Annotated in this window: 19 protein-coding genes; 14 read left to right on the top strand and 5 right to left on the bottom strand. The window is 67.0% G+C overall.

What is annotated here, in order from left to right:
- Positions 1–20 precede the first annotated feature (20 nt).
- The 4 genes from DMB66_RS11230 (at position 21) to DMB66_RS11215 (ending at position 4,768) form a co-directional block, all read left to right on the top strand.
- Positions 21–2,060: an alpha/beta hydrolase gene (locus DMB66_RS11230; protein ID WP_125803986.1), complete on the top strand. Its 2,040-nt coding sequence runs from the start codon at positions 21–23 to the stop codon at positions 2,058–2,060.
- A 51-nt stretch (positions 2,061–2,111) separates the two neighbouring features.
- Complete coding sequence (locus DMB66_RS11225) at positions 2,112–3,071, top strand: PHB depolymerase family esterase (RefSeq protein WP_199752236.1); 960 nt, start codon at positions 2,112–2,114, stop codon at positions 3,069–3,071.
- A 299-nt stretch (positions 3,072–3,370) separates the two neighbouring features.
- A complete protein-coding gene (locus tag DMB66_RS11220) occupies positions 3,371–3,739 on the top strand; it encodes a DUF2255 family protein (RefSeq protein ID WP_158647207.1) in 369 nt (122 codons plus the stop codon).
- Between the two features lie 540 nt (positions 3,740–4,279).
- Positions 4,280–4,768 carry a hypothetical protein gene (locus DMB66_RS11215; RefSeq protein ID WP_125803983.1) on the top strand — a complete coding sequence of 163 codons (489 nt, stop codon included), beginning with the start codon at positions 4,280–4,282 and terminating at the stop codon, positions 4,766–4,768.
- Between the two features lie 444 nt (positions 4,769–5,212).
- On the opposite strand, the gene DMB66_RS11210 is transcribed toward DMB66_RS11215, so the two are convergent.
- Both DMB66_RS11210 and DMB66_RS11205 read right to left on the bottom strand, forming a co-directional pair.
- Entirely contained in the window at positions 5,213–5,569 is a 357-nt protein-coding gene (locus DMB66_RS11210) for a VOC family protein (RefSeq protein WP_125803982.1), read from the bottom strand.
- Positions 5,570–5,940: 371 nt separating this feature from the next.
- Positions 5,941–6,768 (bottom strand): phosphotransferase family protein, encoded by an 828-nt coding sequence (locus DMB66_RS11205; RefSeq protein ID WP_125803981.1) that lies wholly within the window; start codon positions 6,766–6,768, stop codon positions 5,941–5,943.
- 23 nt (positions 6,769–6,791) lie between these two features.
- Between DMB66_RS11205 and DMB66_RS11200 the strand changes: the two genes are divergently transcribed.
- The 7 genes from DMB66_RS11200 to DMB66_RS11165 all read left to right on the top strand — a co-directional run bounded on the left by DMB66_RS11200 (position 6,792) and on the right by DMB66_RS11165 (position 16,673).
- The gene (locus tag DMB66_RS11200; RefSeq protein ID WP_125803980.1) at positions 6,792–7,136 is read left to right on the top strand and encodes a hypothetical protein; all 345 of its coding nucleotides are present in this window, start codon (positions 6,792–6,794) and stop codon (positions 7,134–7,136) included.
- Between the two features lie 159 nt (positions 7,137–7,295).
- The gene (locus tag DMB66_RS11195) at positions 7,296–8,063 is read left to right on the top strand and encodes a DUF6082 family protein (RefSeq protein WP_125803979.1); all 768 of its coding nucleotides are present in this window, start codon (positions 7,296–7,298) and stop codon (positions 8,061–8,063) included.
- A gap of 626 nt (positions 8,064–8,689) precedes the next feature.
- The gene (locus DMB66_RS11185) at positions 8,690–10,096 is read left to right on the top strand and encodes an amidase (protein ID WP_125803977.1); all 1,407 of its coding nucleotides are present in this window, start codon (positions 8,690–8,692) and stop codon (positions 10,094–10,096) included.
- A 334-nt stretch (positions 10,097–10,430) separates the two neighbouring features.
- On the top strand, positions 10,431–10,949 hold the full coding sequence (locus DMB66_RS11180) for a monooxygenase family protein (protein WP_125803976.1): 519 nt from the start codon (positions 10,431–10,433) through the stop codon (positions 10,947–10,949).
- A gap of 77 nt (positions 10,950–11,026) precedes the next feature.
- Complete coding sequence (locus DMB66_RS61100) at positions 11,027–12,154, top strand: phage antirepressor N-terminal domain-containing protein (RefSeq protein ID WP_370318358.1); 1,128 nt, start codon at positions 11,027–11,029, stop codon at positions 12,152–12,154.
- A 1,205-nt stretch (positions 12,155–13,359) separates the two neighbouring features.
- Positions 13,360–13,713 carry a VCBS domain-containing protein gene (locus tag DMB66_RS11170; RefSeq protein WP_158647205.1) on the top strand — a complete coding sequence of 118 codons (354 nt, stop codon included), beginning with the start codon at positions 13,360–13,362 and terminating at the stop codon, positions 13,711–13,713.
- 371 nt (positions 13,714–14,084) lie between these two features.
- Entirely contained in the window at positions 14,085–16,673 is a 2,589-nt protein-coding gene (locus tag DMB66_RS11165) for a caspase family protein (RefSeq protein WP_158647204.1), read from the top strand.
- A gap of 96 nt (positions 16,674–16,769) precedes the next feature.
- Here the strand turns inward: DMB66_RS11165 and DMB66_RS11160 are convergent, their stop codons facing one another.
- A complete protein-coding gene (locus DMB66_RS11160) occupies positions 16,770–17,576 on the bottom strand; it encodes a hypothetical protein (RefSeq protein WP_125803972.1) in 807 nt (268 codons plus the stop codon).
- A 168-nt stretch (positions 17,577–17,744) separates the two neighbouring features.
- Here DMB66_RS11160 and DMB66_RS65820 point away from each other — a divergent pair, with 168 nt between their 5' ends.
- The gene (locus DMB66_RS65820; protein ID WP_370318357.1) at positions 17,745–18,524 is read left to right on the top strand and encodes a hypothetical protein; all 780 of its coding nucleotides are present in this window, start codon (positions 17,745–17,747) and stop codon (positions 18,522–18,524) included.
- A gap of 138 nt (positions 18,525–18,662) precedes the next feature.
- Here the strand turns inward: DMB66_RS65820 and DMB66_RS11155 are convergent, their stop codons facing one another.
- Positions 18,663–19,655 (bottom strand): hypothetical protein, encoded by a 993-nt coding sequence (locus DMB66_RS11155; RefSeq protein WP_125803971.1) that lies wholly within the window; start codon positions 19,653–19,655, stop codon positions 18,663–18,665.
- A gap of 303 nt (positions 19,656–19,958) precedes the next feature.
- Here DMB66_RS11155 and DMB66_RS11150 point away from each other — a divergent pair, with 303 nt between their 5' ends.
- Both DMB66_RS11150 and DMB66_RS11145 read left to right on the top strand, forming a co-directional pair.
- Positions 19,959–21,008, top strand: a complete 1,050-nt coding sequence (locus DMB66_RS11150; RefSeq protein WP_199752234.1) for a tyrosine-type recombinase/integrase — start codon at positions 19,959–19,961, stop codon at positions 21,006–21,008.
- Positions 21,005–22,249, top strand: a complete 1,245-nt coding sequence (locus DMB66_RS11145) for a tyrosine-type recombinase/integrase (protein ID WP_125803969.1) — start codon at positions 21,005–21,007, stop codon at positions 22,247–22,249. Before DMB66_RS11150 ends, DMB66_RS11145 begins: the two co-directional genes overlap by 4 nt.
- A 107-nt stretch (positions 22,250–22,356) precedes the next feature.
- Here DMB66_RS11145 and DMB66_RS11140 read toward each other — a convergent pair whose 3' ends face one another.
- Positions 22,357–24,057: a hypothetical protein gene (locus DMB66_RS11140; protein ID WP_125803968.1), complete on the bottom strand. Its 1,701-nt coding sequence runs from the start codon at positions 24,055–24,057 to the stop codon at positions 22,357–22,359.
- Positions 24,058–24,491: the final 434 nt, after the last annotated feature.

Below are 24,491 nucleotides of genomic sequence, written 5' to 3'. Positions count from 1 at the left end.
GGATTTCTAGGTTCTCAGGCATGACGACCATCGAGCCCCGCCGCCGCACCCTCGCCCGCGTCATCGCCCTCGCGGTCACCGGAATCCTCGTGCTAGCCCTCGCCTACCTCAACCTGCGCCCGCAGGAGACCCTCGCGGTCCCGGCCGGCGCGCAGCCCGGTTCGCTCAGCATGCAGCCCTGCGACTACGACACCGAGGCCGGGACCGTGCCGGCCGATTGCGGCACGCTCGTCGTACCGGAGAACCGGCGCGACCCGGACAGCGACCTGATCGCGCTGCCGGTGATCCGGATCCGGTCCACGGGGCCCAGTCCCGGCGAGCCGATCTTCCGGCTCAACGGCGGGCCCGGCGCGACGAACCTGGAGTTTCCGCAGGCGAGCCGGCTCACCGGAAACCACGACGTGATCCTGGTCGGCTACCGGGGCGTCGACGGCTCACGGCGGCTCGACTGTCCCGAGGTCACCGAGGCCCTGCAGTCGTCGGCCGACCTCGCCGGCGCCGAGTCCCTGCGCGCCGCCACCCGGGCCTTCTCCACCTGCGCCGGCCGGCTGACCGGGGAGGGCATCGACCTCGCCGGATATTCGATCGCGCAGCGGGTCGACGACCTCGAGGCCGCCCGCACCGCCCTCGGCTACCCGCGGATCAACCTGCTCAGCACGAGCGCCGGCACGCGTACCGCGATGATCTACTCCTGGCGGTATCCCCGGTCGCTGTACCGCTCCGCGATGATCTCGGTGAATCCCCCCGGCCACTTCGTCTGGGACCCGCGGATCACCGACCGGCAGTTCGCCCGGTACGCGGAACTGTGCCGCGCGGACAGCACGTGCTCCGCCCGTACCGATGATCTCGTGGCCTCGATGCGGAAAGCCGCCGCCGACGTTCCCGGGCGCTGGGGCCCGCTGCCCATCAAGGAGGGCAACGTCCGGATCGCGGGGCTGTTCGGCATGTTCCAGAACGGACGGGGTTCCGCGCCGCTCAACGCGCCCGCGCTCATCGACGCCTACCTGCGCGCCGACGCCGGCTCCTTCTGGGCGTTGTCGACATTCGGCGACCTGGTCCTGCCCGGCTCGTTCGTGTGGGGCGAGTTCGCCGCGTTCGGGATGATCGACGCGCCGGCCGCCGAGCGCTACTACGGCGCGGGCGGTGACCCCGGCTCGATCCTCGGCAACGCGGCCACGGACCTGCTCTGGGGCGGCCCGTCGGGCTTCCACCAGGTGTGGCCGGACAGCCCCGACAACGCCGAGTACCGCACCCTGCGCCCGAGCGACGTCGAGACCCTGCTGATCGGCGGGTCGGTCGACTTCTCCACCCCCGCCGAGCTGGCCACCACGGAACTGCTGCCCACGCTGTCCCGTGGCGAACAGGTCGTCCTCCCCGAGCTGGGCCACACCGGCGACTTCTGGGAGCACCGCCCCGAGGCGAGCCGGCACCTGCTGACCACGTTCTTCGACAACGGCACGGTGGACGCCTCGCAGTTCGGCCCGCGGGCCGTCGACTTCGAGCCCGCCGCGCTCACCATGGCGGCCATCGGCCGGATCCTGCTCGGCGTCGCCACCGGCGGTGCGCTGCTCGCCGTGCTCCTGCTCGTCGCGATGGCCCGCCACGCCCGGCGGCGCGGCGGCTTCCGGCGCCGGACCGGCGCCTGGCTGCGGGTCCTGACGCCGCTCCCGCTCGGCCTGGGCGGATGGCTCCTGGCCGTGCTCCTGGTCTGGACGGTACGGCCGCAGGTCTTCGTGGGCAGCGCGGCGGTGGCCGTACCCTCGGTCGGTCTGGCCGTGGGTCTCGGCGCCTACCTGGCCTGGACCCGCCGGGGCCGGCCGGGCTGGATCCGGCACGCGGGCCTGGCGGCGGCGGCCGGCGGGGCCCTGCTCGGGGCGGCCCTCGGCTTCGGCGCGACGGCGGATCTGGCCGCGCTGCTCACCACCGTCGTGGGCGCGGCAGCGGTGGGGAACCTCGCCCTGGTGGCGCTCGACGCGCTCGCCGAGCGGCTCGCCCGGCGCCCGGCGGACGCCGAGCGCGATGGGCAGGAGACCGGGCTGCGCGGCGTCGTCCGAAGCTGATCGACGCATCAAACGCCGACCACCTGGCGCCCGGCAACGACAATGGTGGCCATGACGCTGCACTGGCGCCTCGCCTCCCTGCTGGTTCCCCTCGTGGTGCTGGTCGGATGCACCGGCGGCGGCCAACCGGCGCCGGTGCCGACCGCACCGGCCGGCCTTCCGGCCGGGCACTCCGCGCACACCCTGCGGGCCGGTGGGCTCGATCGCACCTATCGGGTCTATCGGCCGGCCTCGCTGCCGGCCGACGCGGCGGTGCCGCTGGTGATCGTCCTGCACGGCGCGGTCGGCACGGGCGAGCAAGCAGAGCAGGCGTACGGCTGGGACGCCGAGGCGGACCGGGGCGGGTTCGTCGTGGCGTTCCCGGACGGGGTGGGCCGCACCTGGAACGCCAGCCCCGACTGCTGTGGGCGGGCCGCCCGCGACCAGGTCGACGACGTGGGCTTCATGGAGCGACTGGTGAGCACCCTGAGCGGTCAGGCGCCGATCGAGCCGCGCCGCGTCTACGTCACCGGCATGTCGAACGGTGCGCTGCTCGCGTACCGGCTCGCCTGCGACTCGACCGTCTTCGCGGCGATCGGCGCGGTCGCGGGCACGATGATCAACCCGTGCCCGCGCCCGGCCCCGATCTCGGTCATCCACATCCACGGCACGACCGATCGGACCATCCCGTACGGCGGAGGGCCGGGCCGCCGGGACAACGGCGGCACCGGCCGGCTACCCGTCAAGATCGACGGTCCCGCGGTTCCGGACCTCCTCGCCCGCTGGCGTGAGGTCGACTCGTGCCCGGCGCCGGCGGAGTCCACCGCGGGCTCGGTGACCACCTCGACCGCGCAGTGCCCGAACGGGCGCGCGGTCGAGCTGATCACCGTCGCGGAAGCGGGTCACCAGTGGCCGGGCTCGGCCGGCCCGGTGCCGGCCGCCGCCCGACTGCTCCACCTCGACGCGCCCTCGACCGCCCTGAACGCGACCGGCACGATCTGGCGCTTCTTCGCCGCCCACCCTCAGCGGTAGCCCGCTCGCTCGCCGTCCTCCGTCGCGGCCTCGCTGACCGCGACCTTGACGAATGCGGCGCCCAGGCAAGGACAAGCCCACGAACGGCGATCGCGGATCAGCGCACCGTCGCGACGACGGCCTTGGTCGCCTCGGCGATCAGCGCGTCGGCCGAGGACGCGTCCGGCACACTGGATGGCGATGATGAGGGGGCTGCCGGTGGCAGGCCAGAGCAGCTTTCCGGGGAGTCGACGAGGTCTTCCCGCCGGCCCGGATCCGACAACCTGTGGTCAGATGGAATGCGACGACGGGAGAACACCATGCCATGGGAAGCCAGCATCGCGGCACAACTGGGACAGGCTCGAGAGATCGACGTCATCGTCGCGGCGCCGGGCCATCCGGTGGTGCGGGCACCGATCTGGGTCGTGGCCGTTGACGGCGAGCTGTATGTGCGGTCCTGGAAAGGCGAGGCGGGCCGCTGGTATCGGCGGGCACACCGCTACGGCACGGGCTCGGTCGCCATGGCCGGCCGGGAACACCAGGTGCGTTTCGTACCCGCCGGAGAGCCCGACCTGGACACCAAGATCGACCAGGCCTACCTGCACAAGTACGGCGACTCCGCATACTCGGAGGCCATGACGCGCCCACCGGCGGCCGGCACCACGATGCGCCTCGAACCAGCGTCCTGAACGATCAGCGCCTCCCGGGCCTGATCACGGAGCGAGTCGCCACGGTTCGTCGCCGGGCACCTGACCCTCGTCGGGGTCGTGGCGGTGCCGTACCGGTTCGCCGTCCGGGCCTGACGTGCCCGTCCTCCCCGTCCTCCCCGGTGGAGTTGGCCCGGGCTCTGGCCGTCCTGCTTGATGACTGTGCACTCGATCATGCTGAATTGGCTCTACTGATATCGACGAGCACCCGGCGTTGGCCGTGGCCGGTGGTGAAGGCATGCCCGTGTTCGTGCAATCGCAGGCGTCTGGGTGGTTTGTTCGGGAGTTCCGTTCTCGCGAACAAAATCAACCGCGTCACCAATCCATGCACGGCATGACACCGGTCCGGTGTTCACCCGAACGACCCTACCGAAGCGTTGTCGCCCCGGTTATCCTCTCCACTTCATGGGGATGCACTATGGACTCATCGCGGCCACGGCCACACGGCAGGAGTTCCTCACAGAGCTCACCCGGCACGCCGGAGAGTTTGAGGTGGGGCCACCGGCCACTGCCGACGACGAGATGACCATCGGCGAGCGCAACGGACACACCTTCGTCCGCGACACCTCCATGACGCTGTCGAACGCAGACGACCTGGTGCTGGAGATGTCGAAGCGGCTGGGCACCGTGGTCTGCGCCGGCGCGGAGACGGTGTCGGGAACCTACTGGATCACCGCCGCGCGGGACGGCGTCCCAATGCGCTGCGTGTTCGTCCAGCACGCCGGGATGACCCGCGGCATGGCGATCGGCGATCCAATCCCGACCGAGGCCGACAACCCCATCGAAGACCTCGACGGCGACGGAATCTTCGCCGCCCTCACCTGGCTGGGCCTCGACGCCGAGGGCTGGCTCGCCGAGGGCCCCTCCGACGTCCTGCGCTGGTCCGGCGAACGCAAACCTCAGGGCGGCCAGATCCGCGAGATCAAGCGAACACACTACGAGCGTTACCAGCTCCCCGACGATGACGACTGGCTTTCCCGGCTGACGGCCGTCGTCCGCGAAGAGCCGTAGAGCAACGACCCGCTCGGTCCCATGGGTTGGTGCCGGCCCACCGAGTTGCGGCCCTGCCAGGCGGCCGTCCGAAGCAAGCCCACAGCATCGCGACAACGTCCGGGGTGGCGGCACCCGCCGGGGCGAGGCGCAACGCGCAAGCCCGGCGCGCTCGCCAGTCTCGCTGAGACTCGACACGGCCCACCATCCGCGAGAGCGACGAGGTGATCACCGATCAGCTCGGGCTGCTCCGCCGGCATCCGCCACGCGACGTCGTAGTCAGCGGCGAAGCGATGCCCGTACTCCAAAGCCGGCTGGGTCCTACCCACCCAACCCATCCCGTGCGCCGCCGGCGCGGCCACCCGGTCTGTCGGCTGCCAGCACATTGTCATGCGGTGAGCGTGCGTCCGCTATTGGCCGCGTCGTTCTTCAGCTCGGTCAACGGGGCCTCCTGGTGCCCGCGATTCAGTGCCGCTCGATGCAGAACTCATTGCCCTCGGGATCGCGCAGGGTCACCCAGCCGCGATCCTCGGGACCGCGGTGGTCCTCGTGGATCGTGGCGCCGAAGCTGACAGCCCGCTCGACCTCCTCGTCGCGGGTCCGCCCGTCGGGCTTCCAGTCGAGGTGGACCCGATTCTTGGCCGAGCGCGACTCGGGAACCCGAACGAACAGCAGACCCGGCACCGGGTCCGCCGCCTCGACGAGCACCTCGTCGTCGCCGGGCTGATCGATCCCGGAAATCGGCCAGCCGGTCAACCGGCTCCAGAATGTGGCCAGCTCGTACGGATCCGCACAATCGACGGTCACATGACGCAGTCTCATCCGCAGCACCGTAGGCCATGATCAGTCCAGGACCCAACGCAATTTGGCGCCACCGGCCGCCGCAACGACACAACGCCCTGTTCCGCCGCCGACCGCGCCGGGCCAAGGCGCGAGCCGTGACGTTCCGTGGCCGACGGCCCGTGCCACCCGACGTGCGGACGTGCGGACGTGCCGAGAAGAGTGCGCCGTTCGAGAAGACCGGATTAGTGGAATCCTCGCACCGAATTCCGGCGCTGACTATATCGCCGCTTCGGACGAGTTCCCGTATTGCCGAAATCATCGCTGGGACTCCCGGCTCTGGCACGATCAACTGATCGACGGCCCAGAAGTAGCTCCCGTGCGCCACTTGTCGATAACGTGAGTCGGCGTGCCTAGCCAGACTGAGCCGCTGCCTTTCGGAGTTCGCTCAGCCACTCGATGCCGAGCCGGCGGCCGTCAGGGAATTGGTCGTCGCGATCCCAGCGCCACGCTGTGATCATCGCCAGCATGAGGGTCCGGGAGTCTCGGAGCAGCCGGTGATCGACGCCCGGGTAGTGTTCTGCGACCTCGTCGGGTGCGTGGGCCAGGTCGAACTCGATCGGCCCCTGACAGCACGTCTCGAAGTCGATGAAGATCGGGCCGGTTTGGGTCGAGAGCAGGTTGCCAGGATGTGGTTCGCCGTGCAGGAGCTGCTCGGGCCGGCCGCTCTCGCTGACCGCTCGGCGCATGCGGTCCAAGGTGCCGGCGAGGAAGACCCGGTCCGCGTCAGCTAGTTCCGGCGTTCGGGCTTGGTCGGCCACGAGCGTCTGGGCCTCAGCAACCCGGTCCGTGAAGTGTGGGATGGCCAGGTCGACCCTGCGCATTCCGGCGTGCAGACGTTCGAGCGCGCCAGCGTAGTCCGCGTTGGGGATCGCCTGAGTAGTGACCGGTTCGTAGTAGGCCCACAGGGTGACCACATAGTCGCCCCGGACAAAGACCTCGGGCGCTCGCAGCGCGGCCACCGGGCTCCCGAGCTCGGCCAACCGCTGAGCGACATCCACTTCAAATTGGGCGCACTGGCCCGCCGCCGGCGCCACCCGGGCCAGCACGTCGCAGGGCTGCAGACGCAGGGTGAGCTTGTTCGAGTTGTGCAGGACGGCGGCGTCGTGGGCGGCCAGACCGAGCGATGAGGCGCTCGATATGGCTGCCTGTGTTGCCCGCTGAGCCTCATACGCCTGCATCGGAGCACCGTAGCCCGGCGTTCGTGGCGCAGCAGCCGTATTTCGTCTGCCTTGAGTCAGGAGACCTGAACGGCGGCGACTGCATCGGGATCTGCCGCTGGTCGTGCGCGGCGCTCGGCATGGCCGTCACGCTGCGTATGGTCTGCTGGGGTCGGTACACGCTCGTGCCGATGACAGTGCAGCTGACGATGCGAATGCGATTGAACTCGATTCAGTGCGATGTTCTCTCGACCAAAGCAAATCTGCAACTTGCAACTTTCGACCACTTCGTCGATCCTTGTGGAGATACGAAGACGGAGGCGGTCGCCACTGCCGAGCCACATTTCTCCTTGCGCTATGGCAATCAGCTAGGTCGCTGGCCGCCATAGCGCTTAATTTCTATTTTTTCATTCATGTGTGCGACATTCGCCAAGCAATGCGCTCGTGTTGCACACTCTTCTTAAAACATGAGAGAGCGGGTAGCCCAACCGACTTGACGACGCGCCTTGGCGGACCCGGCGAGGGTGCCATTGAGAAGGGGCCAGACGATGAGGGTCGACGAGTACGCAGCTGGCCGGTCACTCATGCCCCCGAAGGTCCTGTTCTGGGTTGTTAGCGCGGCGTTGGTTCTCGCTGGCGCCGTGGTGGCCGCTGGCGTAGGGATAGTGGGTCTTGTCGGGCGGAGCGGCGACGACAGCACGTGGAGACGCTGGAGCGATGTCGGGCAGGCTTTCGGCGCTGTCAACTCTGTGGTTGCCGCACTCGCTGTGGCGGCTTTGGTCATTACTTCAATGGCGCAGTCCCGCAGTCAGCGCGACCAGCAAACGGAAGTCTCGGTACGGCAACTCCACGTCACCCTGACCCGCATGGCTATCGACAACCCGCATCTCGCTGAGGTGTGGCCTCGGACCACGATGGAAGATCCGGTGGCCCAGTCGCAGCACATGTACGCCAACCTGCTCCTTCAGCATGCCTGGTTGCAGTACACGACCGGTCTTGCGACGAGGGAAGAGATGATCAGTAACTTCCGGTATCTCTTCGCGAGCCCGAAGGTGCGCGCCTTCTGGGCAAAGACCGCGAACAGCCGGCGAAGCGTCTACGTCGAAGACACGATAGAGGCGAGCATGGCTGCGGTTGCGGACGAGATCTGGCGGGAGTACGAGGCAGTACTCGCCTGCTCTGGCGACAACGAACCGACGCCACCGGGCGGTCGCTCAGTCGCAGCCGATGACACCGAGCCAGCGGCACCCGGGGGACCCGTTTGCCGAACTCCTACGGGAGATCCTTCGCAGCTGCAAGCAGTGTCTCCCGCGTAATTACGACGATCTTTTCATAGGCTGCGACTCCGGCGTCGTCCGGAAGCCGTCCCTTGAGCTCGGCCGTCCGGTCCGTCCCAACGATCGCGAAGTTTCCGTCTGCCAGTTCGAAGACGTCGGGACACGTGCAGTTGGTTGCGCTGCCCCTTAGCGAGGGAGGAAGTCCGACGCGTCGGTTGATCGGCGCCGCAGGCAGGGCACCACTCAAGTCAGGCCTAGATGACACGAATGTAAGTTCTACAGCATCGTAGGTTGCGCCAGAGCTTCAACCCCGAGAAGCAGCCGATAGGGTACATCTGCGGCGTTGATGGCGTAACTCTCCTGGCGCGATCCGAGTGGTCCGGCGACGTGGTCCATCACCGTATGTACGGCCGCCCCATAGGCGTCGTTGCGGACCTCGTCGCAGCGCTGGGAGAACCACAGATCGGCGGGGTATAGCTTGGCACCGGCCCCGGGAGGCAGCTCGAGCCGAGTGCTGATACTCCTCACGATCTCAACTCACCACCGACGACCACGCCCGATCTCATCGAGGCGTGCGAGATAGTAGTGATCGGCTGCGGACCGTTCTGGGCGTGGCCCCGAATGAGCGGTTCGGGTTCGTATCACGGCCACGGGTGAGGTAGACGATGACCGACCTGACTCGCCTGACGGCCACCGAACTGGTCGCCGCGTATCGGGACGGTAGCGTTTCTCCGGTTGAGGTGACCCGGGCTGCGCTGGCCGCGATCGATGCCGGCAACGACGACGTCAACGCCTTCGTCCTGGTCGATTCCGAGGGTGCGGTGGCTGCCGCCGTGCGGTCCGAGGCCCGGTGGCGCTGCGGCAGCGTGCTCGGGCCGGGTGACGGCATACCGACCTCGATCAAGGACCTCCTGTACACCCGTGGATGGCCGACGCTGCGCGGCACAAACCTGATCGATGAGCGCGGGTTGTGGACTGAGGACGCCCCGACGGTGGCCCGGCTCCGGGAAACAGGAGCTGTCTTGTTGGGCAAGACCACCACGCCGGAGTTCGGTTGGAAGGGCGTCACCGACTCGCTGCGCCACGGCCCCACCGGCAATCCCTGGGATGCCGCGCTGACCTGCGGCGGATCGAGCGGGGGCAGCGCGGCGGCGGTCGGGCTCGGCATGGGTGCGTGGTCGGTCGGCACCGACGGCGGTGGATCACTACGCATTCCCGCCGCGTTCACCGGTACGGTCACGATCAAGCCGACGTACGGGCTGGTCCCGGTGTGGCCCGCGAGCCCGTTCGGGACCCTCTCGCACGCCGGCCCGATCACCCGGTGCGTCGCCGATGCCGCTTTGATGCTCGACATCCTCACCGGCTTCGACCCGAGGGACTGGTCGGCGTTGCCCACCCCGACCGCGTCGTTCCTGGACGGGCTGGACGACGGCGTGCGCGGCCTGCGCATCGCGTTCTCGCCGGATCTGGGCTACGTGCGCAACGACCCACAGGTCGAGGCCGCGGTGCGGGCCGCTGCCGCGGTCCTGGCCGATGCCGGTGCGCACGTCGAGCAGGCCGATCCCGGTTTCGCCGATCCGGTCGACGCCTTCCGTGTGCTGTGGTTCGCGGGCGCAGCCAAGGTCCTTGAGGCCTACGGAACTGACGCCCTGCGGCGCGTGGATCCCGGCCTGCGCCGCGGCGTGGAATGGGCTGCTGGCGTCAGCACCGCGGACTATCTGGAGGCGACCGCGGTGCGGGTGGATCTCGGCGTGCGAATGGGCCGCTTTCACCAGTCCTACGATTTGCTGCTCACGCCGACCCTGCCGATCACCGCGTTCCCGAAAGGTAGGGATGTCCCACACGGTTGGCATTCGGTGGACTGGACCAGTTGGACTCCCTATACGTACCCGTTCAACATGACCCAACAGCCGGCCGCGAGCGTGCCTTGCGGATTCACTTCCGACGGCCTTCCAGCCGGCTTGCAGATCGTCGGCCCTCGCCACGCCGATGCGCTCGTACTCAGAGCCGCCCGCGCTTACGAACGGGCCACCAACTGGACCCGCACCCGGCCGCCACTGCACCGCGGCTGACAACCCGCCGCCCGAGCGCGAACTGTGTACCACCCTGGCCGAGCAACAAAAGCCTGGCACGGTCATCACCCGGGTTCACCTGGTTGACCAGCCGGTGGGTGACGGGCCCGTTCGACTCAAGGCGCTCGAAGGCGTTCACACTGGAACCCCGAACAGGTGCCGGACAAACTGGCCGCGTACATCCTGGAACGGATCGGGAGCGCGTCGCCGAGATCGAAATGCTCAGGGTGGGCACGCCGTTCGATCCTCCACGCCATTCGCCGGTGCGCATCAAGGTAGATGGTCGGTGCGCGGCCTTACCATCGGAGGATCCTGACCTGAAGGAGATCCGGCGATGCTGAGCCGCGTCAATCGAGAGACCGTCGACCTGTCGTCCTTTCCCGACCTGGTGGTGGTTTATCTGGGTATGCGCGTCAACCGGCTCTACGGCCTGCGCACCCTGATGGCCCGCGGTCCGCGAATCGACCGGTCGGGCGACAAGCCGGAGGGGCTGCTCGCGCACGAGCCGCTCCTCTGGTCGTTGTTCCCCATGCACCTCGGCATCCGCCAGTACTGGCGGGACCTGCCCGCGCTGCTGACCTGGGCCCGCTCCGAGCCGCACCGCCTGTGGTGGCGCGACTTCCTGCGCGACAGCGGCGGCACCGGCTTCTGGCACGAGACCTACCTGCTGCGCGGCGGCATGGAGGCGGTCTACGACGACATCCCGCAGCGCTGCGGCTTCGCATCCTTCGCCCCGGTGCACCCGGCCCGCGGCGCGATGTTCGGCGCGGCCGCGCGGGTCGGGCGCCCGGAGGACGACGTCGCCCCGGTCGTCACCGAGGACGACCTCTACACCCCCGAGACCGGGCACTAGGTTCTGTCTCGTAGATCAAGGCCGTCGGGTTCAGCGCGGAGCCAGTCGAGCATTTTCGACTTCCTCATTTGCTTGATGTGCAGGTGATCGTGCCGTGCCGTTGGCCTAAGACCAGTTCCGGTACGGCTTCGCGAACCGTACGCCAGGTTCGCGGTGCCGACCCCGAGGTTCGGGCTTTACCGGAGTGGGGACGGTTCCGCCGACCGTGGCGACACCGTGTCGCTGCGGGAGCTACATGTAGCCGGGTTGCGGGAGCTAGTAAGAGACACCGCCCACGCCGAGGCCTTGTACCGGCGGGCCCGCCAACCGCGGCGACACCGTGTCGCTGTGGGGTCTGGCCGGGCTACGCCGCATCACCCGCGGCAAACCCGCCCGCCGGCAGCAACGCCGCACCCTGCAACAAGCCCGAGTCACACCCCTCTAAAACACCCACTGAGATTCACACCGTACTTGTCGGGGACGAACCGCATGTGGTAATCCGCCCCGCGATCGAGAACATGGGCCTCGACGCCTCAGCCCAGATCAAGAAGCTGAAGACCAGGTCATGGGCAACCGTGGCCGAGACTGCCACGGTTGCTGACGACGGCAAAGTTCGTCTGATGACCACGGTCAACCTCGATACCTGGGCGATGCTGCTGGCCAACATCGATGAGAACCGGGTCGCTGGGTCTGTGCGCGAATTGGTCATCCGGTACCAGCGTGAAAGCGCCAAGGCGCTGCGTGACTACTGGGCCCGCGGTAGTGCAACCAACCCGCGCGTTGACCAGCCCATTTCCCGGAGCCGGGAAATGGAGGCCGAGGAGAGCGCAGCTGCGGCGCGCCGGCACCTGGGCATCATCAACGCGATGGGGGACACCGTCAGCACGGCGTCCAAGGAGGGCCTGATTCAACTCGTTTGGGTCAGCTACGCCAGCGCCGTCGGTCTGGACACCACAGTGGTACCGCAGGCCGCGCCCACTGTACGGTCCGAGCCCGACCCGCCAGACCGGGTAGAGCAGTGGCTAGCCGAGACCTGCGAGCCGTACGGACCCGGCACGCGGGGGAGCCACCTATACGCGACCCTCATCGACTGGTGTCGGGCCCGCGGGATCGCGGACAGTGACCAGCCGACCATGACCAGGCTGGGCCGCCGATTGAACACCCTCGGCTACCCGGCCCGGCGAGGCAGTATCGGCTGCCGGTACCGGCCTCTGCGCGTCGTCTGAGGCCAGGTCATGGGCCCTGCATGGGGCTCTGCCCCACTCAGCGTCCGATGACGCTCAGGTCCGACTGTGCCCGCCGCCGGGCTACCCACACTGTGGGGACCCTTGGCCCTCTCGCCGGGGCGATATCGTTGATCACGCAAAATTTGAGCACGCAAATTTTGCGCGCTCTCCTTTTGTCACGCACATTGTTCGCCGACGCAATTTGCGTCAACGCAAAACGCGTCGGCTGTAGCGAACAGCACGTTCGTTTACGTTAGTTCGCGCTATGACGCGGGGTGTGCACAGTGTCAGCCTGGCGACGCGCACCGTCGCTTTTATGCGACGCGTTTCCTGCATGGCGTTGCATGGGTTACTTGATCTAGGGCGGACATGCCAGGCTTGTCGGGCGTACATGCCTGACGTGCGGCGATGCAAACTCCTGGCCAACTGGGATGGCCTAGATCTCGCATACCTCCACGCGATCGGCCTAGAGGTTGCATACGCGCAACGCCTGCCCAGCGCGTGTATAGGAAAAGGTGCGGACAGGTGTGGCCGGAGTTGGTGGACTCGCCTTGGAGTTCGCTGTGGAGGGCGGGTAGAGTCACGCCAGAATTTGAACGCCCGAACGGTGACTTCATTTGACCAGTCGCCACCGTTCGGGCCCCTACAACGCTGGACCGTGGTCCTGGCGCGCACGACGGCTGGTGGTGTTGGCGCACCGCCCGGCCGTCGAGGTGCGACTCTACCGCCCCCGCCTGTGTTCGCCCAGGCAGGGGCGGTGCTGAGTTGTGCCGTCGTGCCTGGTCACGGCTCCGTGAGGAGCTCGCATGGCACCGTTTATCGACACCGACTCTCGCGTCGGGTCGGCCGGATCCCGGATCGCGACTGGGCACCCAGTGCGGCAACCCCCTGCATCTACGGCCGGCTGCGGTCACATCTGGCCGGACGAGCTGGATCCCGACGCGGGCTGCGTGCTCGGGTGCGGGCTGGCGTACGGGGAGTGGTCCGAAGGAGACCCTTCCGGGGCTCGCGGCGCCCTAGTCGTATGACTATGCTGCAGGCATGGGCCGATCGTCTCGAACATGTGTTCGATCGGTCGGCATTGGAAGGTTACCGATCTATAGCGGCGCGGAGACTGGCTGTGATCTTCGCAGCGCGACATGATTCGCCCTCACCTCTTGGGTGGCGGGCCAAGAGCGACGGGGCACCCCAGTGAAGGGCCAGGGATGACGACATCGATTGACCGCGACGCCCGAGACCAGGCCATGCGACCCTCCGAAACGGAGGACGGTGATGCCGGCAGCATCACCCTGATCATGCGGGGCGTCTGGGTCTTCACCGCTGTGACCAGCGTCGCGAGCATCGCACTGATCACGGTGGGGATCGCCCAGCCGAGCATCCATACGACGATCGCCGCCGCCACCGCGCTGATCCTCGCGACCGCCAGCGGATCCCTGCTCGTCGGCGAGTCCATGCTGGCCGACCACCAGGTCTTCTACCAGCGCGGACAGCTCGACGGGTGGCACAGCGGCTACCGGATGCTGCCGCCGGACGTCAACGACCCGCTGCTGCGGGAGTAGCTGGTCAAGAAGCGGTCGAAGCGCTCCTTCCCCACACCGGGAAGGGGCGCTTCGTCGTTCAGAGGGTCGCAGAACTCACCACATAGCCTGGCGCTCCAGCTCCGCGGAGTCCCCTCCCCCGCCAGCGGTTCCATAAATTGGCACACAGCTCAGGCGGTACTTATCGGGACGATGGCCCGCCAGCTCGCGGTGATCGCGATTGCCATGATCGCCTACCTGGTGTTCACCCGAGTCTCCTCCATCACCAAGCGGCCTTCCGCGGTCAACGGGTGATTGGCGCCCGTCGAAGTCGGATGGCCGACGTCTCAGGCCGGGCTGCGGGACTAAAATTCGATCGGTCAGGTGGCTCGCACCAGTGGTCCGGAGTGGCGATGCGCGACGAAAACAGCCTCTCGTTGAGGATCACGGCGGCCGGCGCCGATGTGGATGCCTCGGAGGTCGAGGAGCTCGCCCTTCAGCTTCGACAGGACCTGCTGGCGTCCGGGGCGCCCCGGGTGGAGCGCGACACGGAAGGGCCGGCGCCGGCCGGCACACGGTCCGCCGAGCTGATCGTCGCGGGCATCAGCCTCCTCGTTGGAGGGGTCTCCTTCGGTGCCGACGCGGCGCAGCTCACCGACTTCGTCAAGCGGTGGCGCGCGGAGCAGCCGAGCCGTCAGCGGGTCGACGTCGCCGTGGTGGCGCCCCCAGCCGCCGCCGTGCCCAGGTCGGGGCGGCGGAGTGCGCTCCTGGTCGCGAACGGCGCCTACCTGGACCGCGGGCTCAGCAGGCTTCGCTCACCGACCGTTGACGTCCAGGCGCTCGCCGAGGTGCTCGGCGAGCCGGATATCGGCGGTTTCGAGGTGGAGACGCTCGTCGACGCCGACGAAGCCGTGGTGCGCCGCCGGGTCGCGGCCTTTTTCGCCGACCGGGCATCAGACGATGTCCTGCTCCTGCACTTCTCCTGCCACGGCCTCAAGGACCAGAGGGGCCGGCTGCATCTGGCGGCCGCCGACACCGAACTGGACTCTCTCGCGGCCACGGCGCTGCCGGCGTCGTTCGTCTCCGAACGGATGAACGAGTCCGAGTCACGGTCCGTGCTGCTCATTCTGGACTGCTGCTACAGCGGGGCGTTCGCCCGCGACCTCAGCCCGCGCGCCGATCGCACCGTGCACGTGGCCGAGGAGTTCCAGGGCGGTGGGACGGGGCGCACGGTCCTCACCGCCTCCAGCGCCACCGAATACTCCTTCGAGAGCGGTGGGCTCACCTCGTACGAAGTGAGCCCGTCGTTCTTCACCGAGGCACTGGTCAACGGATTGCGTACCGGCGAAGCCGACCTCGACCACGACGGCGATATCGCGGCCGACGAACTGTTCGAGTACGCCTCCCGGCGGGTCCGCGACGCCCAGGCCGGTCAGGTGCCCCGGAGATGGAACTTCAACGTGACCGGGCCCCTGGTCGTGGCCCGGAGCGTTCGCCCGGCACTGCTTCCCGATGAGATCCGGGTCGACCTCGGCAGCGGCCGCACCGTGCTGCGGTTGGAGGCAGTCAAGGAGCTGGCCAAGCTGCTGTACGGCTCCCGGGAAGGCTACCGGCGGGCGGCGCACGCGGCTCTTCTCCACCTCAGTGACCACGACGACAGCCACGAGGTCCGGACCGCGGCCCAGTCGGCCCTCGGCACCACCCACCGACCGACCCAAGCCCGACCACCCCTAACCACGCCACTGCCCGCCACGCCGCCACCCGCCACGGCCCAGCCACCGGCCCGGCCGGTGCAGGCCACGCCCGGCCGCCGGCGCGGCGTACGTTCTCGCGTGCTGGCCGTCGGCCTCGCCATGACCCTGGCGGGGACGGCCGGCCTCGTCTGGCAACTCCGCCGCCCCGACGGCGGCCCCTCGAACGCGAAGCCGGTCTTCGGCAGCTCCACCGGTTCTCAGTCTTTCGACCACGACGGCCCCGTCGAGACGGCGAACCTGAGCCCGGATGGACATTGGCTGATCGCGCTGAGCCAGGCCCCCAGCCAATCCGCCACGCACCCGGCGCGCCTGTGGAACGTATCGACGAAAAAGTCCGTCGCGACGTTCGACGTCGACGGTGAGTCCGCGTTCAGCCCAGACGGAACCATGGTGGCCACCAGCGTCTTCACCGGCCAGCGCGACGTCGCCACGGTGGACAACCAGCCGCTCGGCCTGCTCACCGGCGGCGACACACTCGTCGAGACGAGAGAGACCGCTACCGGACGGAAGCTGGCCACCATCTCAGGCCACCAGGGCGGCGCCCGTGTGCTGTTCAGCCCGGACAACAAGACCCTCGCCACCGCCAGCACCATGGCCGGCGACGAAGACTACGACGCGCCGATCCGCCTGTGGAGCCCGAGCGGCAAGCTGCTGGCCACCCTGCCCGGCCACCGCAACGGGATCCAGAGCATGGTGTTCAGCGCAGACGGGCGGACGCTCGTCTCCAGCGCAGCCGGCGGCATCACGAAGATCTGGGACATAGCGACCCGCAAGAGCACCGCGACGCTCACGAAGGCCTGGTTTCCGCTGTGGCTCAGCCCCGACGGCAAGACCCTCGCCAACGGCCCATCAGGCCAGGCTTTCCAGCTTCGCGCCATGCCCTTGGGCAAGCTCACCGCGACCGTGAAGGACGACGGCGAGTTCGCCGGGTTCACGCCGGACTCCTCCGCCTACCTCACCGAGGCCGACGGCCGGATCCGGCTGTGGAACCGCACCTTCAGGGACACTCGAATCACATTGAGCGGCAGGGTGCGCACGCCCGTGGTGTTCAGCAAGGACGGCCGGACCGTCGCCGCCGTATCCGAGGAGGGAACCACGAAATTGTGGGACGCCACCACGGGGGAGATCGTGGCCACGCTGACCGGCCACACCGGCACGGTGACCGACATGACATTCAGCCCGGACGGCCAAACGCTATTCACAACCGGAACCGACGCAACCGTACGCCAGTGGTACGTCCACAACTGACCGGCCAAGGAGCACGCCTCAACCGCGAAACACCACTCCCAGGGACTTGACCAACACCTCTCCCGCTGTCAGGGCGTGCCGGGCACGAACGCGGACTCAGTAGGATTCGGGCAGGCTGAGCAGGCGTCGTTGCTCGGCGGCTCGGGCGAGGAGCAGCGTGCGGGTTTCCGGGGTGGCCGGGCCGGGATGCCATGGGTCGGGTTGGTGTTGGACTCTGGCCCGTGCTTCGTCGAGTGCCGCGTTCGCGTCGTCGTAGCGTTCTAGGATGATCTCGGTCGCGGCCAGCAGATAGAGCGATCGCGGTTTGTTCGAACCGCCGGCCAGCTCGGCGCAGAAGCGGCGGTAGCCGTCCAGGGAGCCGTGGGTTTCGAGCATTGGCAGCACGTCGTTTCGGATCGTCGCTACCGCTTCACGCATGTAGTCTTCCGCGTCCTCGACCCGTTCGAAGTGTCCCCACCTGCGGGTACCGACCTCATCGGGATGGCTGAGGAGCAGCGAAGAGTCGATCCCCTGGTACAGAGGCTGGAGCACAACCCTCAGACCGGCGTGGATTCCGCGCTGTATCCCGCAGACGATCAGGTCGATCGGGGTGAGCAGCGCGGCATCGTCGACAACATGCCATCTGCCGGGGAGGTTCGGTATTGCGTACCTCAGGAAAGCCTCTCGCCAGACCGGCCGGCCACGCACCAGCACCGTCTCTTCGCCGACTGGTTCGTCGATGTCGATACCGAGGGCTTCGAACCATGGCGTGAATGGTTCGTATGTGACCCCCAGCCCGCTATCGGACCAGAGGGCCCGCCGGCCGGCTCGTCGGATCTGGCGCATCGGCACGCCGTAGAGATCTGCCAGCGCTGACCTGGCCTCCGCGCTGTCGACCAGCCGTCCCGTGAAGCTGCCCCGCACCGGGCCGGTCGTCGGTAGATCGGTCTGCCATGGGCTGCCTGCCCGGTAGGGCCAACCCGCGATCTTCGGATAAATGTATGCACTTGATCTCGATGACCGAGACTCCATAGGAAAATTAATAGAGTGCCTTTCCAAAGAGTACCGGCGAATCTTCCTCGGAGAGCAGCCATGAATCTGCCACACCCGCTTAGCCTCCCGAAGCCACCGGCTTACAGCGATCTTAGCGTCACCGACTTGGAAGGGCTGGTCAATCGGCGCAGTCCGTACCGGGCAAGGTCAGTACTTGAACTCGCGCACCGCGCCCAGCAAGGCGAGAGCGAGTCGGCTACGGCGCTAGTTCGCATTAGCGCACTGGACTTCGTTCGTAACGACCGCTTCTTCCACGTGGCCTCGCTGTCTTGGGTTGTCATTATCGCCCTTCTTTCGCTTTCACCGCGTAGTGAATTTCGAGAAGTGGCCTATTCTGTGTTCGGTAGACTCGACTCTTGCGATCAAAAAGCACTGCTTTCCTACCTTGGTGTGACGAGCATTGAAGAGTCAAACCCAGAGTGGGTGGCATTGGCGGGAGTTCTGGACTCGACGATGCACCCACCACAGCCCGAACCCCAGCAGGCTCCTTCGCGCGGGAGGAGGTCAGGGTTTTCGACTGTTGTGGCCGTCCCGAGCCTGGTAAGTGCTGGCGTGGTCGGCACTGGCGACGAGTTGACCATTACACACAAAGGTAGAATATACGAAGCCTACGTAAATCAGTCCGGAAGGATTCAGATCGGCGACGGACGTTCCTTTGATGCCCCTTCGGCGGCTGCAAAGGCAATCACAGGAGCGCAGTCAGTCAACGGATGGCGTGATTGGAAGGTGCGGCGCCACGGGCACCTTGTATCTCTCCTTGATATACGGCAAGAAATGTTGCGAAAGCTGCGCGGCCAGTCGACCAGCGGATCTAGATAGGTCTCAACTCAACTGCCGCAAGTCGCTCGCTGCGGAAGGTCACGGTGCCTCGCTCGGCGGTCGTCATCGTGCCGAGAATGGAATGCGCGGTGATTAAGGACCATGTTGCTGCAGCGGCAGCAATGGTGGCCGGCACGGTCAGGCCAGCTCCGGCCAAATGCCGGGACCGCTTGTCGGGTCGCCAGGGCTGCTTCCGTTCGGCGTCGAGTCGCTGCGCTCTCGCGCGAACGCCAGTTGGTCGGCGACCATACTCGGGCCCAGGTCGTACATGATGCGCTGTGAGTTGGTCGCCATCATTCCGCCGACGCTCAGCTCTCGCGGAGGCGGTGGTGTGCCGTCTCGGGCCGCGCGATACGCCGAGCTGATCCACTCGGCACGCGCGGTCAGCTCCGCGAGTGGATGCCCGCCGCCGTACAGCGCGGCGTAGACGTCCAGCTCCAGCGCGATCGCCTCGGCTTCCCAGCCGGCGGTGGTGTCGTTCTGGACCCCTTGAGCGCGATACGCGGCAGCTGAACGGGCCTGTACGGCCAATCCCCACAGGCCCGAGGTCACCTCCGCGAAGGGCTCGTCGTCAGGGTCGAACGCGTACGCCCGCGGGGTGGGCAGCACGGGGAAGCCGAATGCCCGCACCAATTCGAAGATCTGCTCGAACTGGAAGATGTACGGGCGGTCTTCGTCGTCCCGCCAGGTATGCCGGTATCGCAGCGCACGGCTCAGCCGTGCGGCGCACAGCGTCGAGCCGGCAGCGGCGGCCCAGTCGACGATGCGAACTTCAAGGTCGTCCAGAGTGGCGCCGGCGGATACCCGCGGCCGGTGGAGCATCCCGCAGTCCACGTCAGTGGCGTCCGGCAGATGTCCCGACCAGGTGGCCACACCGGCAGCCGCACCGTGAATCTGGGCGCAGCCATCCGCGACATACGCACCGAACACCGGGGCTTCCCACTGTCTGGCCGCCGCACCGACGGCCTGTTCCAGGTCCGGCGGGTCGTCCCATCCCGCCGTCTCCAGAACCTGCCAGCCGTCTCCGAGCTCGCGCAGCCGCCGGTGCTGAAACCCGATCGATGCGAGGTGCGGCAAGCCGGTCATGATCACATCGGCCCGGGTCATCAGGATGGTGCCGTAGTAGCTCACGGTGGACCAGGGTAAACGATCATGATCGTCACCATCGGCCGTAACGCGCTCGGCGACAGCAGCCTCGGGCCCAACGGCAGCCAGCGACGACTCAAAGCCGACCTGGCGATCATGCTTAATTCCGAGACAGCAACCCCCGGATCTGCCGCGATCCGCGCGCTACGCAGCGTCACGGCGAGGCGAGCGGCTGACGCACCGACATGCTTGATATGCAGGTAATCCTTGGTGATCCACGGCGTGTTTGTGCTGGTGGATCGGGTAGTGAGGGGTGCCTGGATGTCGGTGTGGAGTGGTTTGCGGTTGGTGCGGTCTCGGGACGCGGCCGGTGGTCTGGTCGTGCGGTTCGGGGTCGCGCTGCTGGATGCGTATCTGGAGTTTCTGGCGGTGCGGTCCCGGCCGAACACGGTGGTCGCGGTCGCCTATGACCTGAAGGTGTTCTTCACCGTGGTCGGCAAGGCCCCGGGCCGGGTCGTCGCGGCGGATGTGCTCGCCTTCGTGACCGCGCAGTACGCGGGCGGTCCGGCCCGGCGGTTGCAGGCCGCCGGCGACGACGCGGGTGGTGTGTCGGCACGGACGGTCCGGCGCAGGTTGTCGAGCGTGTCCGGGTTGTTCGCGTTCTTGCAGGCACGTGGTGATGTCGAGGCGAACCCGGTGCCCCGCGGCCTGCCGACTCGCCGGGAACGGCAGCGTCCCCGCCAGGGCGTTCCGCTGGTGCGGACCCCGCGGACGCTGCCGCGGATCCTGCAGCCAGTCCAGGTCGATGCGCTGCTGGCGGCGTTACGCACGCACCGGGACCGGGCGATGGCCGAGGCGATGGTGCTGGGCGGACTGCGGCGCTGCGAGGTCCTCGGACTGCGTCTGGAAGACCTGCAGGTCGCCGCCCGGCGGGTGTTCATCGCCGAGGGCAAGGGCGGTCATCAGCGGCAGATCCCGGTCTCCGGCCGGTTCTTCACCTCCGTGGCCGCCTACCTCGACGGCGAACGGCCGCCCGGCGCCGCGACCGACCGGCTGTTCGTGGTCCTCAAAGGCCCGCGGCGGGGCCGGCCGCTGTCGGCGGCCGGCCTGGATCAGATCCTGGACTCGGCCCGGCAGCGGGCCGGGCTCGGCACGGTGACCTGCCACCAGCTGCGGCATACCTGCCTGACCCGGCTGCGGGAGGCCGGCATGGCTCTGGAAGCCGTCCAGGCCCAGGCCGGCCACGCCTCGATCGAGTCCACCCGCATCTATCTGCACCTGGCCGACGACTGGCTGGCCTCGCAATACCGGCGGGCCGCCGAGGCGATCGACGCCCAGCTGCTGTCCGGCAAACCGTTGCCCCGCAACGGCTTCGAGACGATCGAAGGTGGACGGTGAACGGCTCGCGGCGGCTACCGGCCTGGGACCAGCTCACCGCCGCGATCCCCGACACGGTGACCCCGATGCGCCGCTACCTCGACCAGTTGGCCTGCATCCTGCGGCCCGGCAGCGTGTCCGGCGCCGACCTGGCCCTGCGATCGCTGGCCGCGTTCCTCGTCGAGCAGGCGCCCGAGGTCCGGTTCATCGCCGACATCCGACGCCGCCACATCGAGGACTTCCGCACCTGGCTGAACACCAGGCCTGGCTACCGCACCGTCCGGCTCACCCCGGCCACCCTCGCGCACCGGCTCGGCACCCTGCGCATGTTCTTCGTCCGGATCACCGACTGGGACTGGCCCGAAGCACCCCCAAGGGTCCCGATCATCCCCGCCGACCTGCCACGCCAAGACCACCCCCTACCGAAAGCCCTCGACGACCCGTCAGCGGCGAAACTGCTCCGCGCCGCGCAGGCCGAACCCCGCCTGCTGGTACGCGTCGTCGTCGAAGTCCTGTTACGCACCGGACTGCGCGTCGGCGAGTTCACCGCACTGCAAGCTGACGCGATCGTGCTCATCGGCGCCGCGCACTGGCTGCACGTCCCCGTCGGGAAACTCCGCACCGACCGCTACCTGCCGCTGCACCCGCACCTGGTCACCCTCATCGGCGACTACCGCACCGCCCACGTCGCCGCCGACAATCCGCTGCTGTTACCCCGGGAGAACGGCCGCCCCCTCGATCGGCACACCGTCACCTGGCTGATCAACAAAGCCGGCGCCGCAGCCGGCCTGGCCCACATCCACCCACACCAACTCCGGCACACCCTGGCCACCCAGGCCATCAACCGCGGCATGACCCTCGAAGCCATCGCCGCCCTGCTCGGGCACCGCAGCCTCGACATGACCCTGCGCTACGCCAAAATCGCCAACCGGACCGTCGCCGACGAGTACTTCGCCGTCACCGAGAAAGTCGAATCCCTTTACCAGCAAGGGAAACCACTACCCGCGGACATCATCGGGCCCCGCATGGCCCGGCTACGCCGCGAGCACCACCGGCTCCTCGGCAACGGCTACTGCACCCGCCCACCCGAGCTCGACTGCGCGTTCGAGGCCATCTGCGAGACCTGCACCTTCTTCCAGACCAGCATCGAGTTCCGGCCCACCCTGCAAGCCCAGCACGACCACGCCGCCGAACACGACCAGACCCACCGCGCCGACCTGTTCACCCGGCTCCTGGACGGCCTGGACCAACAAGCATCATGATCAACTTGACAAGGATTACCTGCATAATGCCGATGACAGTGCGTCTTTGGGAACCGCTTGGAGTGTAATGCCACTCCTTCCTTTAAGGGCGACGCAGTGCTACCCATCTAATCCCGTTTGACCAGCCTGGCAATCCCCGCTACGACCGCTGTCGTGAGAATCCAGCCGCCGGCAGTGAGGCCCCAACACCAATATGCCGCCGACCCACGGGCTGCCCAGGATGACCGGAGCCCAAGGTTAAGAACGGGAATCGAAACCTCAGCCGCGTATGCATATGGGTTGAAAGAAGGTGCCGGCTGCTTGATTGCCACAATTTCTGTTCCGTCGGCGACCGAGAATGCATGTCCACCGAGAATCACCAACAGGAGTAGCCAGATACCCGCTTGCCAGGTTCGGTAGCCATATCCGACTGCCACTTGTAGCAGTAGGTTCCAGGCCTTTCCTGCCCAGTTGAGTGCGGTTCGCTGATGGCGCATCTTAGCGACGGACACGCGGCGAACGGCACGCTCGTCTCCGCGCCGACGATACACCGCGATTAACTGCTCATACGGGTGAGGCAGGTAGCCTTCCTTGTTTCGCCGCAACCACTCAATCCGGCGACTTGCTGATGGATCGCTGCCGCGTCCGAGTTGATCGTACGAGAAGTCCTGCAAGGAGTATTCCTTCGGCCAGCAATCGATGTCGTCGGCCAGCACTGCCACTGCTGCATGGCGCAGATCCATTTCGCTTGGTGGACATGACGGACTGAAAACGAGAGACCGCGCCCGCAGGTACGCCAAGTTCAACGACGGGCAGCCGGAAAGATCTGCATCCACCAACTCCAGACGGTCCACAATGATGGCGGCGTCCAGCGTCACGGAACCTCGGACGACTACCTTTTCAGCCAACTTTAGAGATGCGCCACACTCCATCCGCTCAGCAGTCAACGCACAACCATCGCCTCCATCGAGATCGGCGTTGGATAGATGAAAGCTTCCACCGATAGCTGATTCATTCAGATCGATCGTTCCGACTGCGGAGAATCCATTCTGCATAAGCAGAGTCTGTCGGATATTCATCCCCTGGGCGGCAATTGCGTATCCTCCAGGGTTTTCAATGCGCCCTTGCCAGCAACAGAGAAATTGATCGATGCGGGCGTCAATTAATCGGATACCGCCAAGTGCGGTGAAGCCGAGCGGATTACTGATCGAGCTGCCCAGGAAGACAGCGAAGCCCACCGAAACGCCCTGGGCGTCCAGCGCAAACTCTCCCGGATGATTGAGTGTGGCACCCGTGAAAACCAGGCTCTTGCCGACGGTTGCGCCAACAAGGTCAACTTTGCCGTGTGCCGTGAAGCCGTTTCCGAGGCTGAGGAACTGGCCGACATTCAGGGCCCGCCCAAAGAAGGCCACCTTGCCGGGGTTATGTAGGGTGGCGTCGTCAAACATCACTGATCCACTAACATCGGCTTGATCAAGTCGCACCGATTTCGCGTTGAAACCGTCCGACGCATCGAGGTCACGTGTTTTGAGTCGACTAGCCTCCAGCGACGGCAGATGACATCCACGCAAGTTGACGGATGGCACTGTCAAGCCAACGAGCGTCACAGGCTCGTCAAAAGAGCAGTCTTGAAAGTCGATAGGCACTACCAATGCCGCTCCTGTTAGATCCAATTTTCCCGCAATACGTGCTCCTTGCAGCCTGAATTTGCGGGCTGGTTCATTGATGCCACCGGTCAACAACCCTCGCAGGACATCGGCGCTGACAGTACGGGTGGGCTCTCCGCTTGCTCTCGACGCGGACTCGGGAAGTCCATCACCGATCGTCACCTGAGCGCCGGAGGAATTTCGGGTCACTCGAATGAGTAATTGCTCGGCTTCTGACCTTTCTGGTCTTCGTCGAAACCCGATCAAAGTGAACACCTCTCGCTTACGGGAACGGTCATTATATTCCGATATGCGCCATATTTGGCGGGGAGCCTTCGGCCGTATAGCAACCGCATGGGTTCGCCCGACGCCCTGCGGCTCATCGACACATACCCTCGGAGGATGGGAACCCTTGGCGTCACATTGCCGACAGTAGACGTGATCGGCGCGCACTCGGTCGACCAGCCGCAGGCCTGATCAGAGCGCGGTCACGTCGGTAGCAGCGAGAATGCCCGGGCCCTTGACAGCTTCTAGTTGACAAAGGCAAGAGCGCCTTGCCCGTGAGCTTCTACTGCGCACACGAGTCGCACAGGTAGTCCGTCGTTTGGTTGACCGCG

It is taken from the genome of Actinoplanes sp. ATCC 53533 (assembly GCF_003947245.1).
Note: the sequence above shows the minus strand (reverse complement) of the source record. Positions and strands in the feature narration are given on the sequence as shown.